This is a genomic window from Vreelandella venusta (genome assembly GCF_007989605.1).
GTDB classification, from domain to species: Bacteria; Pseudomonadota; Gammaproteobacteria; order Pseudomonadales; family Halomonadaceae; genus Vreelandella; species Vreelandella venusta.
In genome coordinates this window covers 22,188-36,490 of the sequence record NZ_BJUL01000026.1, presented here as the reverse complement: position 1 = coordinate 36,490, position 14,303 = coordinate 22,188, and the positions used below count along the sequence as shown (strand labels likewise).

The 14,303-nt window shown below is 53.6% G+C and carries 13 protein-coding genes; 7 read left to right on the top strand and 6 right to left on the bottom strand.

Annotated features, from left to right (window positions below; genetic code table 11):
* Positions 1-81: 81 nt before the first annotated feature.
* A complete protein-coding gene (uraD, locus tag HVE01_RS18300; protein WP_125747017.1) occupies positions 82-615 on the bottom strand; it encodes a 2-oxo-4-hydroxy-4-carboxy-5-ureidoimidazoline decarboxylase in 534 nt (177 codons plus the stop codon).
* Positions 616-813: 198 nt separating this feature from the next.
* Here uraD and HVE01_RS18295 point away from each other — a divergent pair, with 198 nt between their 5' ends.
* The 3 genes from HVE01_RS18295 to HVE01_RS18285 all read left to right on the top strand — a co-directional run bounded on the left by HVE01_RS18295 (position 814) and on the right by HVE01_RS18285 (position 3,639).
* On the top strand, positions 814-1,680 hold the full coding sequence (locus tag HVE01_RS18295) for a hypothetical protein (RefSeq protein ID WP_186808874.1): 867 nt from the start codon (positions 814-816) through the stop codon (positions 1,678-1,680).
* Between the two features lie 251 nt (positions 1,681-1,931).
* Entirely contained in the window at positions 1,932-2,906 is a 975-nt protein-coding gene (locus tag HVE01_RS18290) for an Rpn family recombination-promoting nuclease/putative transposase (protein WP_146945302.1), read from the top strand.
* Between the two features lie 277 nt (positions 2,907-3,183).
* Entirely contained in the window at positions 3,184-3,639 is a 456-nt protein-coding gene (locus tag HVE01_RS18285) for a hypothetical protein (protein ID WP_125747021.1), read from the top strand.
* A gap of 101 nt (positions 3,640-3,740) precedes the next feature.
* Here the strand turns inward: HVE01_RS18285 and HVE01_RS18280 are convergent, their stop codons facing one another.
* Complete coding sequence (locus HVE01_RS18280) at positions 3,741-4,223, bottom strand: HPP family protein (RefSeq protein ID WP_125747023.1); 483 nt, start codon at positions 4,221-4,223, stop codon at positions 3,741-3,743.
* A 128-nt stretch (positions 4,224-4,351) separates the two neighbouring features.
* Here HVE01_RS18280 and HVE01_RS18275 point away from each other — a divergent pair, with 128 nt between their 5' ends.
* The 4 genes from HVE01_RS18275 to HVE01_RS18260 all read left to right on the top strand — a co-directional run bounded on the left by HVE01_RS18275 (position 4,352) and on the right by HVE01_RS18260 (position 6,548).
* The gene (locus tag HVE01_RS18275; protein ID WP_146945301.1) at positions 4,352-4,930 is read left to right on the top strand and encodes a TetR/AcrR family transcriptional regulator; all 579 of its coding nucleotides are present in this window, start codon (positions 4,352-4,354) and stop codon (positions 4,928-4,930) included.
* Between the two features lie 67 nt (positions 4,931-4,997).
* Positions 4,998-5,681 carry an HAD family hydrolase gene (locus tag HVE01_RS18270; RefSeq protein WP_186808873.1) on the top strand — a complete coding sequence of 228 codons (684 nt, stop codon included), beginning with the start codon at positions 4,998-5,000 and terminating at the stop codon, positions 5,679-5,681.
* Between the two features lie 48 nt (positions 5,682-5,729).
* On the top strand, positions 5,730-6,095 hold the full coding sequence (locus HVE01_RS18265) for a glyoxalase superfamily protein (protein WP_146945299.1): 366 nt from the start codon (positions 5,730-5,732) through the stop codon (positions 6,093-6,095).
* Between the two features lie 57 nt (positions 6,096-6,152).
* Positions 6,153-6,548 carry a GFA family protein gene (locus tag HVE01_RS18260; protein ID WP_125747032.1) on the top strand — a complete coding sequence of 132 codons (396 nt, stop codon included), beginning with the start codon at positions 6,153-6,155 and terminating at the stop codon, positions 6,546-6,548.
* Between the two features lie 126 nt (positions 6,549-6,674).
* On the opposite strand, the gene pgi is transcribed toward HVE01_RS18260, so the two are convergent.
* The 4 genes from pgi to ptsP form a co-directional block, all read right to left on the bottom strand.
* Positions 6,675-8,339 (bottom strand): glucose-6-phosphate isomerase, encoded by a 1,665-nt coding sequence (gene pgi / locus HVE01_RS18255; RefSeq protein ID WP_146945298.1) that lies wholly within the window; start codon positions 8,337-8,339, stop codon positions 6,675-6,677.
* A gap of 249 nt (positions 8,340-8,588) precedes the next feature.
* Entirely contained in the window at positions 8,589-10,325 is a 1,737-nt protein-coding gene (locus tag HVE01_RS18250) for a PTS fructose-like transporter subunit IIB (protein ID WP_146945297.1), read from the bottom strand.
* Entirely contained in the window at positions 10,322-11,293 is a 972-nt protein-coding gene (gene pfkB / locus HVE01_RS18245; protein ID WP_146945296.1) for a 1-phosphofructokinase, read from the bottom strand. Before pfkB ends, HVE01_RS18250 begins: the two co-directional genes overlap by 4 nt.
* Positions 11,293-14,160, bottom strand: coding sequence for a phosphoenolpyruvate--protein phosphotransferase (gene ptsP / locus HVE01_RS18240; protein WP_146945295.1), 2,868 nt, complete (start codon positions 14,158-14,160; stop codon positions 11,293-11,295). Before ptsP ends, pfkB begins: the two co-directional genes overlap by 1 nt.
* Positions 14,161-14,303: the final 143 nt, after the last annotated feature.

Genomic DNA, 14,303 nt, shown 5'->3' with positions numbered 1-14,303 from the left:
AAAAGGTAAGCCTCACAGCCTGAAGGGCCGAGCACCACAGGTCAGGCTGAAAGGAAAATAGAAGCGCTAAGCGCGTGAGAATTACGCTGCCTCGGCCGCACGCATGTGCAGGCGAAAGCGCGCTATCTGGATGATTTGCTCAATAGCGGTTTGACGCTCGGTAGCGGCGTCGTTTTCAAGGCGCTTTTCGAACGCGTAAAGGATGGCGTGTCGATCAAGCCCTTTAACAGCAATCACAAAGGGGAAACCGAACTTATCTTGATAGGCCTGATTGAGGCGTTGAAAGCGTTCAAACTCTTCGGCTGAGCATTGATCTAGCCCCGCACCAGCCTGTTCGCGAGTGGAATCCTGGGTTAGCTCGCCCGCGAGAGCTGCTTTCCCGGCAAGGTCTGGGTGAGCGCGGATGACAGCAATTTGCTGATCAATATCAGCACCCTTAAGCACATTGCCCATGCAGTCAGCTAGCACATCTGGGTCATCGTGTTGGTCGGTAAACCCCTGTTTCCAAGCGGTTTCGGCTACCCAGGGTGAATGTTCAAAAACGTCCCCGTAATGCTCAAGAAAGGCGTCTAAGCCTAGGCGGCTGGGGCGAGCTGCTTCTAAAATACGCGACATTGTATCCTCCATTTGTATTTGTTTATCTGTATTATTGTATACAATAAATATTGCTAAATGTACTCTAAGAAGTGCCGTTTCCGCAAAAAAATCGCTACCGCACCAGCGAAAAGCGGGCATAACGGCGTTAGGAAGGTCCTTATAGAAGGGCGCTTAGAAAGATGTCTAAAAACAAAATCAAACAACAAAGGGTTTTGCATGTTGAAGAGCAATCGAGTAGTGGTAACGTATCTGGCGATAGGCGCTTCTCTTGGCACTATCTCGGCAGGTGCCCAGGCAGCGACATGGAGTGATACGTCCGTGGGGTATCGCTATGGAACGCAGTTTACCGAGCCGAATAACCCAGAGAACATAGAGAAGCATATTCTCCAGTTTACCCATGTTAGTGGTTACTCACTGGGCCAAAACTTTTTAAATCTGGACGTGCTTCAGTCCAGCAGCCAAGACCCCGCCAATAACAGTGACTCAGGGGCGACGGAAGCCTATCTGACATACCGTCATCAACTCCATGGGGGCGGCGTATTCAATGAGCCCATCGCTTTCGGGCCCGTCAAAGACACGGCACTGACGTTTGGGTTTGACCTAAACACCAAAAATACTGGTTTTGCACCACGTAAACGCCAATTAGTAGTGGGGCCAACGTTTAAATTTGATGTGCCGAGAGGCTTTGTGGATCTAAGCCTGTTCTATAACCGTGAGTGGAACCATTGCGGCTTGCCACCTTGTGGACTGCCAGAAAATCAGAACAGTATTTCGTTTGATCCCTATTACCAAATTAACTTGGCCTGGGGGCTGCCGTTTGAAGCGGCGGCGCTGCCGTTAAAATTCCAAGGATTCTATAACTACAATAGCGAAAAAGGAGACGACTACTTTGGCGAAGCGACCGAGCCTGAGCAGTTAATGCGCACCTCGTTAATGCTAGACGTCGGGCAGGTTGCATGGGGCGCGGAAAACTCCTTATGGATGGGCGTCGGTTATGAGTATTGGCGCAACAAATTCGGAAATCACAGCCAACCGGGTGTCGATACCGATGCCATGACCTTTAATCTGGAGTGGCACTTCTAAGGTCACCCACTACTGTTACAGGCTTAACTGATCCCCCTTGGCTCGCAAGTGCCAAGGGGGTTTTTTTAGGTGAGCAGGTACGCGCTGTGTTCAATCAATAGGCACTATCAAACTGTAAAAGCTGATCAGCTTTTGCGGCAAATATCGCATTTATTTCTGATTTTATTGAATCACTACATATCAATCATGCGGTACGTTGACTATCGCTCTCCATGGTATTCTGACGTTGTTACGATTAACAGGGACACATTATGGCGACTCATCACCATGATACGGGCTATAAAGAGCTATTTAGCCACCCCGAGTTCGTTGAGCAACTAATAGAAGGCTTTGCCCCGCCTGAAATTGCCGGGTTAATGAATTTCACGACTCTCAAGAAGCACAGTGGTCATTACATCACACCGCTGTTCGAAGAGAAGATCGAAGACGTGGTGTGGTCGGTGGAAGTCACTTGGCAGGGCATGACGCAGGAGGTATTTTTGTACATCCTCCTAGAGTTCCAGTCAGCGGTTGATCGCAGCATGCCGATTCGGCTGATGCACTATGTCGCCTGCTTTTACAGCGAACTACTCAAACAGAAGGTCATTACGCCCAGCCAAGGCCTGCCACCGGTGTTTCCGGTGGTGCTGTACAACGGTTCAAAGCCCTGGACAGCCCCGCTGGATATCTACGAGATAGTGCAGCCGGAACCGCCGAGTTTTCTGCAGGTCTATCAACCGCGCCTGCGCTATTTTCTGGTCGATGAAGGGCGCTATACTAATGAAGAATTGGGCTTACGCCAGACACCGCTCAGCGGTGTATTCGGTGTGGAAAATGCCGGAGAAAGTTGGGAAGCCCTACAGAACGCCGTGGATCGGGTGGTGGCGATCATCCAGGCTGAGCCCAACAAGGAGCGTATCGACCGGATCATTACCCGCTGGCTCAAGCGACATTTGTATCGGCTGGGCACAGAGGTCAACCTGGATCGGCTTGACAGCTTGATGGAGGATAAAGACATGTTGGCAGAGAATTTAGAGAACCTGGTCAAGAAAGAACGCCTGGAAGGACGGCAAGAAGGACGTTTGACTGAAGCGCGCGAGGTAGTACGCACCCAGCTCACATTCAAGTTTGGTGAGGTGCCTGACTGGGTAGAAGCGCAGCTTGTGCAAGCCGATCATGACCAGTTGAAAGGCTGGATGCGTGATGTACTGTTTGCCAATCGCCTGGATGATATGTTCAAGCGCTAGCATTCTTACAGCCTGTAAGCCATCGACCGGGTAGTAGGCCTGCGCGTCGAACTGAAAAACGAGGCGATGTTGCTGACGTAACCGATATCCCTTGGCCCGAAAGTGCCAAGGGGTATTTTTTATGTTTCAGATGCTCCTTGGCTAAGTGCGCTTGAAGAGAGGTCACTGTTTTAAGTGAAATAGTGGTGATAAATAACTAGGATAATATCGTCAGCCCCCGATATTCATCATGTGGCGTTTATATCGATGTAAATCACAGGGAGTGTGAACATATTCTATGAAAACTTTCTCTATTATCTTGTTACGCATTTTAGCGCTGTATATTGCGCTTAATCCGCTACTTGCCCTAGCGCCGATGCTGTTTGGCCCAGGCTCGACAGAATCATATGACGAGTGGTTAGTCACCCTGATAGCAATGATTGTTATGCCTCTTATTGTCGGCGCTGTACTTTGGCTAGTGGCAGAACCGCTGGCTAATAAAATTCATCCAGCTAATAACGCTGACTCTCAGTTATCACTGCACGAACTAGGCTTAGTCCGTGCAGGTAGTTTTCTGATAGGTGTTTATCTCACTTTGCAACATATTGGCACAGCGATTAGTCAGTGGATCTGGTCAGGTAGTATTGCCTATGGTTCTCTCGTCGTCATTGCTCTTGGTGTGGGCTTGATAGTGGGAGTCAATTTTATCAGTGAGCTATATAAGAAGATAAAGTATGCGGGCAGTGGTTTGTGAGTGCTAATAAATGCACTCAAAAGCACAGCTAAGCATGCCACGAACAAACGGATTAAGATTTTCGCTTACGAACACTCGTTCTGCACTACGATCCTCTTCTACTAAAACCATTGCTTGGGGTACGGTTGCCCTGAAACAAACCGGTGATACACGTATCCGAATCCCACAATTAGAAGGGCTCCAGACGCCACGGGAGTGATCAAAAAATGCCAGTGCTCTCCCGCTAGCATAATCAGTAGGGGATTAGCACCTGCAGGTGGGTGGATGGTGTGGGTAAGCATCATAGCGACTATCGATAAACCGACTGCCAGGCCCAGCGTCCATTCATGAACGCCAAAAAAATGAGCCACCATCAGTCCTAACGCCGCCGTTATTAAGTGACCCGCAATCACGTTGCGTGGTTGGGCTAATGGGCTAGCGGGTAGTCCAAACAGTATCACCATGGTGGCGCCAAAGGGGGCCATTAGCCATAACGCGTCACTGTGTGAACTTAGCAAGCTGAGTGCTGTGATGCATCCAGTCGCTCCAATGCCAGCGAGCAGGGCTGCTTTCTGTTGAGCAGGTAAATACAGGGAAATTCTCATAAATGGATCCTTGGGCGAAAGAGTTAAGGCAATGGAGACCGATCTGTCTCCTTTTTTGACTATAGTAGACAGATCGGTCTCTGCGCGTCAATATTATGCTGCTCGTAAAATGAAGGTGAGGTTGTGCTGTGGACAGAAGAGAGCAGTTAGTTTCGGTCGCCTTTGGGCTGTTTTACCGCCACGGGGTGCATGCCATTGGTATTAACCGGATCATCGCTGAATCAGGCGTGGCAAAAAAAACGCTGTACCATCATTTTTCCAGCAAAGAAGCCCTGATCGCTGCAACGGTTGACTATCGTGATCGGCAATTTTTTTCCTGGATTGAAGGGCGCACCCAGGGCGCACCTGATGGACAAAGCGCAATTTTTGCTTTGTTCGATGCGTTGGATGATTGGTTTAATGAGAGAGAAACGCTAATTTATCCTTTCCATGGCTGTTATTTCATCAATGTTAGTGCTGAATTCAGTGACTTAAATCATCCCGTACATCAACAGTGCGCTAGCCATAAAAGAGCCATGCTTGGCTTGATAAGCGGGTATATGTCACAAATATTCGTTGATGAAAAGACGGTGACTATGTTGTCGGAAGCGGTAGCTACTTTAAAAGAAGGAGCGACCGTCCAAGCCCACGTTATGGGGGATCTAAAAGCGGCTGTAAAAGCCAAGGCAATTGCTAAAGAGTTGTTGAGGGCAAGGTTAGAACCTTAGTGTTTTGGTTTTTTCAAGGCCGTGGGTAAGTAACTTACTCGTAAACGCTCTATTTCTAGGAGGTCATGTGGCACTTCGCGCAATTTTGCTAGATCACGATGGGACGATCGTCAGTTCTGAACATATCCATTTTCAAATGTGGATACCTATTCTGAGCCAATATGGCGTTGAATTGTCCGAGCAGCAGTACAAAGCCCACTATGCAGGCTTACCAACGCGTGCCAATGCCGTGGATTTGGTGCAGAGGTTTGGGATTGATGTGTCCCCTGATCAACTTATAGAAGCGAAGAACGCTGCGACGCAGGACTACCTTGCTAGTCAGGCATTCCCGCTAATGCCTGGCGTACGAGAGGCGATTGCTTACTTCCACAGTGCGGGTTTGAAGCTGGCAGTGGTGACAGGCGCTAGTGCAAATGGTGTTCAAAGAACGCTGCAGGCCAGTGGGTTTGAAGATAAGTTCTTGACGGTTGTTTCTAACGATGATGTCCGAAACAGCAAGCCCGCACCTGAATGCTATCTTCTGGCTCTGCAACGACTTGGCGTTGCTGCGGATGAGTGTCTCGCCATTGAAGATACACAACATGGTCTTGAAGCCGCCTTTCGGGCTGGCATAAGCTGCTTGGCATTACCCACGGAAATGTCTCAACAGCAAAACTTTCATTCAGCGACAGCGGTGCTTAGTGGCATGGCTGAAGCCGTTGAGTATATACGCCAAACCTATGGCATAGAGAGCAGCTCTGCGCCTGTTTAAATCGAACACTTAAGGTTAGTTAAAGCGCTGTTTGTCAGGAGAGCATAAGTGCATTTTCAAGCCATTCCGATTATACGAATTTTTGATGAATCTAAAGCCAAGGCGTTCTATCTTGAGTTTTTGGGGATGTCGCTTGATTGGGAGCATCGCTTCGAAGCAGACTTTCCTGTCTATATGCAGGTATCTCGAGGTGATCTGGTTTTTCACCTCAGCGAACACTCTGGGGATTGCTCCCCTGGCGCTAAAACGTTTGTGAATACTGATGATCTTGAAGGCTTATACCGCGATATTCTATCCCGTGGTTACAAGTTTAGCCGCCCTGAAATAACTACAGCTCCGTGGGGCGATAGAGTGTTTGAAGTGGTCGATCCGTTTTCCAATAGAATATTGTTCAATGAGCCTACCGTGGCCTAGCTCTCGCCAGCATCGCAAGAGCAGCTGCCATGGGGGCTAACGGTAAAGGAGTTTGCCATGAAAGGCACATGTCTTTGCGGTTCCATCGAAGTGTCTGCGCCTAGCCACGAGCAGGTCAGCGTTTGTCATTGCTCACTATGTCGGCGCTGGTCGGGCGGGCCTATGTTCGCCGTGCATTGCGGCGGTCCGGTAGAGTTCTCTGGCGCTGAGCCTGTCGCCTACCGCTCGTCTGATTGGGCGGAGCGGGGCTTCTGTGCAACCTGTGGGACGCATCTGTTCTATCATCTGCTCCCCAGCAATGAGTATATTCTCCCAGCAGGCCTGTTCCAGGAGCAGACGTTCCAACTCACCAGCGAAATATTTATTGATGAGAAGCCCGACTATTACGAGCTTAACAACCAGACTGAGAAAATGACCGGACAGCAGGTCTTCGAGCAATTTGCGCCGGATTAATTTAGGTGGCTCGATGCTTATGATCGCTTTCAACCAGTGTCGATACTGGCATCAAAGATCAAACCAAAAACGCCTTGGCTTTCCAGCCAAGGCGTTTGCTTATCTAGTTTTTCTCCAACTCTTCGCTTAACGCTTCTTCCTTGCCTGCTTTTTATCAGTACTGGCTGTCGCGCTTTGCTTTGCGCTGCTGTCGCCAGGAAAATGAGCGCGTACCAGCTCCAGGAGACCTTGTGTTGAGGTGTCGAAGTCGGCGGCGTTGGTATCGATGCGCTCGCTGATTTCACCGGCAATGCGTTTGCCAAGCTGCACACCCCACTGATCAAACGAGTTGATATTCCAGATAACGCCTTGCACAAACACCTTGTGTTCGTAGAGGGCAATCAGCGCGCCCAGATTTTTTGGCGTTAGCTCATCCAGTAGCAGCGTGCTGGAAGGGCGGTTGCCGGGGCAGCTGTAGGGGTCGTGCTGGCTAAGCTCTTTGCTGTCCCCTTGGCTGCCTTCCATAAAGGCGTTGGCTTGGGCGAGCATATTGGTGAGCAAGGCGAAGTGGTGGTCTTCCACGCCGGGCTCGGGTTTTAGCGAGGCAATAAAATCAATCGGCACATAGCGGGTGCCCTGGTGTAGTAGCTGGAAGAAAGCGTGCTGACCGTTGGAGCCTGTTTGCCCCCAGACAATCGGGCCGGTTTTGTAGTTAACCGGATGGCCAAAAATATCGACTGACTTGCCGTTAGACTCCATATCCAACTGCTGCAGGAACGAAGGTAGTTGGTTCAAGGCTTGATCGTAGGGCACGATGGCCTGGGTTTCGGCGCCAATAAAGTTGATGTACCAGATACCAATCAAGGCCATCAGAACGGGCATATTCTGCGCGAAGGGCGCTTCTATAAAGTGGCGATCCATCTCATGGGCGCCTTTCAGCAGCTCGATAAAGCCTTCAAAACCAATCGAAAGCGCAATCGGTAGCCCGATAGACGACCACATGGAGTAGCGACCGCCCACCCAGGCCCAAAACTCGAACACGTTCTCTTCACGAATGCCGAATTCCATCGCCGCTTTGCGGTTAGTGGAAGCGGCAATAAAGTGGGCGCCTACGTCGGCATCTTCACCGGCATTTTCCACGAACCAGCGCCGTGCGGTTTTGGCGTTAAGCAGGGTTTCCTGGGTAGAGAAGGTTTTGGTGGAAACGATAAACAGCGTGGTCGCCGGGTCTAGTCGTGAAAGCACCTTCTGAATATGGGTGCCATCGACGTTGGACACGAAGTGGAAGTGCAGTTCCGGGTGGCGGTATTTGAGTAGCGCGCGTACGGCCATATTGGGGCCGAGGTCTGAGCCACCAATGCCAATATTGACCACGTCTTTGATGCGCTGGCCGTTATAGCCTTTCCACTCACCGTTTCTCACCGCTTCTGAGAACTGCTTGATTTGTTCCCGGGTGCGGTTGATTTCCGGCATCACGTCATTGCCGTCTACATGTACCGGTTCATCGCTTAAATTACGCAGTGCGGTGTGGAGTACCGGGCGATTTTCGGTGACATTGATAATATCGCCAGAGAACATCTGTGCACGACGTTGAACCAGGGCAGAGTGGTCGGCCAACTCAATTAGTTTGGCGAGTACCTCATCAGACACGTGATGTTTGGAGTAATCCAGGAACAGGCCGCCCACCCGTAGGCTCATTTTTTCAAAGCGCTGCGGGTCATTGGTGAAGTAATCACGAATGCGGTCGTTGGCGGTTTTGTCGCGCAGGCGTTCAAGTGCCTGCCAAGTAACGCTGCGAGTGAGTTGAAACATAGAAGGCGGTCCTGTTGTTTTAGATCATTATTAAGTGACGAGCGCTCTATTGCTGGCTCGTGCTTTGTACTATTTATGGCTTTATTTAGGTAAAAATACTACATAAAACCCCGATTTAAGCAACTGTTAAGCGATTTATGGTTAAAAGATTAGTAATAAACCGTTGCTGGCGTGGGGTTGAGGAGGGAGGTGCATCGCCAAAGAGGCGCTGGACAGGCGGCAGCCTGCCCAGTACTGAGGTTCAAGCGTTTAGCTGGTGACGGCGACGTGAGCGGCGCCGCGTTTGATAAAGGCATAGCCTAAACCGGTTACCAGCGAGCCGATGATAATCGCGCCAAGGTAGAGTAGTGCAGGAGTGATGGCGTTGGGAATCAGCAGCACAAAGATACCCCCGTGAGGTGCCATTAGTTTCGCGCCTACCAGCATGGAAAGCGCACCGGTGATCGCACCGCCCACCATGCACGCGGGGATAACCCGCAACGGGTCTTTCGCCGCGAAGGGAATGGCGCCTTCACTAATAAAGCAAAAGCCGAGTACAAACGAAGCTTTTCCTGCTTCCCGTTCTGGTTCGGAAAATTTATTGCGCGCTACGAAACTGGCAATACCCATGCCAATCGCTGGCACCATGCCTGCCGCCATAATGGCTGCCATTGGGCCGTAGGTTTCTGAAGCCAACAAGCCCACGCCGAAGGTATAGGCTGCTTTGTTGACGGGGCCGCCCAAATCGAAGCACATCATGGCGCCCAATAGAATGCCCAGCAGCACCGCGTTAGTAGAATCCATAGAGGCCAGGAAGCTGGTCAGTGCATTCAGCAATGCAGCGACAGGCTCGCCAATCACATAGATCATCGTCAGACCGGTGACCAGACTGGCCACCAGCGGGATAATCAGAATAGGCTTGAGCGATTCAACGCTGGAGGGCAGCTTAACGTAGCGGGTCACCGCGAGGGCTACGTAGCCTGCCAGGAAGCCTGCCAAAATGCCGCCGATAAACCCGGAGCCAATGTCGGCCGCCAACATACCGCCAATCATACCTGGAGCAATACCGGGGCGGTCGGCGATGGAGTAGGCAATATAACCTGCCAGCACCGGAATCATTAGCGCGAAGGCGGTACCACCGCCAATTTGCATAAGCGCAGCGGCCAGTGTGCCTTGCTGCTCAAAGGCTTCAATGCCGAAAACAAACGACAGCGCAATCAGCAAGCCGCCCGCTACCACCATGGGCAACATGAACGACACGCCAGTGAGTAGGTGCTTATAAACGCCTTTCTCTTTAACACTCTTATTGGCGTTGCCCGAAGCGCTGTTGGCGTTTTCTACGCTAGCATCAACAAGAGCAGCTTCCAGCGTGGGACGTGGCTTTTTTAGCGCATTGCCGGTTGAGGTGCGGTAGATGCGCTTACCTGCAAACCGCGCTGGGTCAACGTCGATATCGCAGGCCAGTACGACCACATCGGCGTCGGCGATCTCCTGTTCGGTTAAATGATCCTGAGCGCCCACTGAGCCTTGGGTTTCCACGCGAATGGCATGTCCCATGGCTTTGCCTGCTTCGGCTAGCGCTTCAGCGGCCATAAAGGTATGAGCAACACCGGTGGGGCAGGCAGTAACAGCGACAATCTTCTTGCTACCCGTATTGCTCGCCGGAGTGTCAGCAGCGGTAGGGGTTGCAGGAGCAGTGTAAATCGGTGCTTCACGCTTGGCTTGAGTTAAAAAGGCGCTGGGGTCGGGCAGGGCGCTGGCAATCGGCGCCTGGAAAAGTCGTTTGCCTTCAAAACGTTCTGGGGCAGGAACATGATCGGCAGCGACCACGATCAGATCGGCATGAGCAATTTGTTCGGCGGTGGCGGCCTGCAGCGGCGCAATTTCGCCGTGCATTTCCACATGGGCGCTCCAGCCCATCCGCGTGGCCGCTTGCTCAAGGCGCTTGGCGGCCAAAAAGGTAGTCGCCATGCCGCTGGGGCAGGCGGTAATTAGAATAAGCTTCATCGCGTAGCTCCCTTGGTGATGGTGTCGTCAAGACGCCGTACCAAAGTCTGTTGTTGGAGTAAGTCAAAGTCGTCGGCGTGGGGGGTGCCCACGCCGACGTGGCGAACCGCTTCGGCAGAGAGTGCCGTTGCGAAGCGAAGGGTGTCTTGCGGGGCGAAGTCGCTGAGCAGCCCATGGAGCATGCCTGCCACAAAGGTGTCGCCCGCACAAACGGTATTGGTGGCGTTTACGCTAGGTGGGGTAGCTTGCCAAGTGCCCTGTGAGCTAGCCCATAAAACGCCCTCTGAGCCTGCGGAAATCAGGGCGTGCTCTATGCCGCTGGCGTGCAGTCGCTCGGCGGCGATCTGGCGCTGCTGATTTGAATCTAGCGCGCTGCCAGCCCAGTCGGCGAGTTCCGTTTCGTTAGGTTTCACAGCCGCAGGCTGAGCAGCAATGGCGGTCAGCAGTGCTGGGCCGCTGGTGTCTATCCAAAGTGGTACGCCATAGCTTTTTAGGGTGGTCAGTAGTTCAGCAAACAGCGGTTGATCGATACCCGGTGGAAGGCTACCGGCAACGACGACCGCTTGGGGCGGGGCGAGGCGCTGAAACAAATCGTCTAGGGTCGTTCGTAAGGCATTTAAATGGGCAGCCTCAATCGGCATGCCGGGGCCGTTAATATCAGTGACGCGGCCACTCTGTTCTGCCAGCTTGGCGTTAATGCGCGTGCTGCCGGGTACGCGTACAAAGGCATCTTCCACGCCGTAGTGGGGGAATGCCAAGCTGAACGGTGCGTCGTTGTCCTGGCCGAGAAAGCCGCTAACAATTACTTGATGGCCTAAGCTGGCCAGCACGCGTGCTACGTTAACGCCTTTGCCCGCAGCTTCTAACTGGGCGCTGTGGGGGCGGTTCACATGGCCAAGTGTCAGCGTTTCAAGGTTGAACGCTAAATCCAGCGCGGGGTTGAGTGTAATGCACACTACCTGGGCCATTAGTGGGCCTCCAGGGCGTCACGCACCTCATCGCTGGTGGCTTTGCTTAGCGCTAGCTGGGCAGTGGCTTTTGCATCGGCAAGATTAAATTCACGCAGGCGAGCTTTGACTAGCGGAATTTGTCGCGCACTGACGGAAAGCTCATCAACGCCTAACCCTACCAGTACTGGCACGGCCATGGCGTCCGAGGCAAGCTCGCCGCATACGCCGACCCATTTGCCGTGGGCATGGGCGGCATCGACGGTCATTTGAATCAAACGAAGCACGGCGGGGTGCAAGCCATCGGCCTGGGCAGAAAGCTCTGGGTGACCACGGTCGATGGCCAGGGTGTACTGAGTTAAATCGTTAGTGCCGACAGAGAAGAAGTCCACCTCGGCCGCCAGCGTAGGTGCTAGCAGTGCGCTGGAAGGCACTTCAATCATCACGCCCAGTTGCACATCAGTGGCGCGCTGCTGTGGCGGGATTTCGCTAAGTAGGCGGTCATAGATGACTTTGGCGGCGCGGAATTCAGCGACATCCTTAACCATTGGCAGCATGATGCGTAGCGGACGGCCGACAGCTGCCATCAGCAGCGCGCGGATTTGAGTCTCCAGCACCTCAGGTTGCGTCAGCGCCAGGCGAATGCCGCGTAGGCCAAGAAATGGGTTGTCTTCCTGGGGAACCGGCCAGTAGGGCAATGGCTTGTCGCCACCTACATCCAAAGTACGCGCGACCAGCGGACGGCCATCCAAGGCATCGGTGGCTGCGCGGTACTCGGCAATTTGGGTGGCTAGGTCAGGTGCGCTGGAGTAGGCCATAAACAGGAACTCGGTGCGCAGCAGGCCAACGCCTTCGGCACCGCGTTCAACCGCATCGGCGGCGTGGGCGGTGTTACCCAGATTGGCTGCCACTTCTACCCGATGCCCATCGCGGGTTTGGGCTTGCTCAAAGCGTAGCTTCCAGGCATCGGCTTCGCGCTGTTGCTGGTCGAGAAGCTGTTGTTCCGCGCGCTGCAGGCGCTCTTCGGAAGGCTGTGAGGTAACCCGCCCTCGTTCACCGTCCAGAATCATCATGCTGCCGTTATGCAGCGCCATGACGGCTTCACCAGCACCGACAACAGCGGGAATGCCCAGCGCACGAGCCAGAATAGCACTGTGAGCGGTGGCGCCGCCGCGCACGGTAAGCAGGCCGCGTACGCGTGAGGTATCCAGGCGGGCAACGTCGGAAGGGCCGATGTCATCCATCACCAGAATATACGGGTGGTCAGGTGGCTCGGGCAGTTGGACGTCGCACAATACCCCCAGTACGCGGCGGCCTACGTCGCGCAGGTCAGCGGCGCGCTCGGCCAATAGGCGGTCGGCGAGCATTTCCTGGGCGTGGGCGGCGGTTTCAATAGCATTCCACCAACCGGCTTCTGCTGAACGACCTTCACGAATCGCATCAATCGCAGCGTGATGCAGCTCGGGGTCGTCGAGCATCTCTTCGTGCATTGAGAGAATATCGGCCACTTCGCCGCCAGGGGCGTTGTGCACCAGTGCCTGTAGTTGAGCGGCGCCTTCTTTGAGTGCCACTTTCAGGCGACTAATTTCATGTTCGGGATCGCTGGCGTGTTCAGCATAGTCGAACTGCATCGGGCGAATCACAAACACCGGCGCAATGGCTAAGCCTGGCGAAGCGGCAACGCCGGTGTGGGGCGCATCAACGACTAACGGCTCAACGGGCTTGCTCGTGTTAGTCACCGACTTGGTATCAAAACCGCCGTCGAACGGCGTTACTTTCTCACCTAGACCGTCTTCAACGGCGGCGGCCACTGTGCCTAGCGCGGCACTGGCCTGGTCGCCTTCGGCAGAAAGGATCAGCCACTGGCCACGCCGTGCTCCCAATCCAATCACTTTGGTCAGGCTGGCGGCAGAAACCGTGGAAGCACTGCCTTCTTCAAGGCGTACATTAATCGATATTGATTGCGCGCGGGCGATCTGTACCAGCTGTTTTGCCGGGCGGGCGTGCAGGCCATGGGGGTTCAAGACGCGCACGCGGCGAGTCTGAGTGCTGGCGGTTTCACCCGCCAGCGTGGCCAGCAGCTGTGCGCTGCTTTTGCCCACCAAACTGTCACTTTGGCCGTTCTCCAGCATGGCTAGTAGCTGTTCCAGCAGTGGGCGGTGGGCATCGCCACTGACCGCTAAACAGAACAGTGCGTGGACAGGGTGGCCGCTATGCTCAAGTTTAGGATCGGCTGGCGTGGCAACGCCTAGTGCGGGTTGTGTCACCCCTTGGGTGTGGCTTGCCAACCAAAATCCTTTGCCCAGCCATTGGGGGGAAGCACTGGCGATGGCGTTAATAAAAGCGTTATCAACGCAGCCACTTTGGCGCAGCCGAGCGGCAGCGGCCAGGGAGAGTTCTTGAGGGTCGCGAGCGGGGAAGTTAATGCACAGCGTATCGGCATCCAGGCGCGGCTCAAGCGCCGGCTTGGAAAGTAAACGCGCTACCTCGACAGCCGAGCTGGCGCTGGCGAGCTGATTGGCGACGCCTTCGCGGTCTAAGACGTGGGTCAGCTGGCGCAGAATATCTAGGTGCTCATCATTTTGCGCGGCTATCGTCACCAAAACATAGACTGTCTGGCCGTCGTGCCACTGAACGCCTTTGGGGAGCTGCAGTACTCTCACGCCGGTATATTTTACGTGCTGGCGACTTTCCGGCGTGCCGTGTGGAATGGCAATCGCGTTACCAAGATACGTTGACGACTGCGCTTCACGGGCATGGAGGCCATCACGGTACTCGGCCTCAACTAAACCCGCATCCGTTAGCGCCTTGGCGGCGATGTCGAGTGCAGCTTGCCAGTCGTCCGCATGGCGGTCGAGCAAGATGTCATCTGGGCCGAGAGTTAACATAGGGTTCTCCTGTAAACGCTGTCAGCCAGAGGTAATGTCTGCAGCGTGATCATGCTTAAACGTTGGTCGTAGCGCGTTGAGCTTCGCTGGATGAATCGTGTCATCTGTGGTTAGTTGGCTATGCTGAATCGATTCACTTAAAG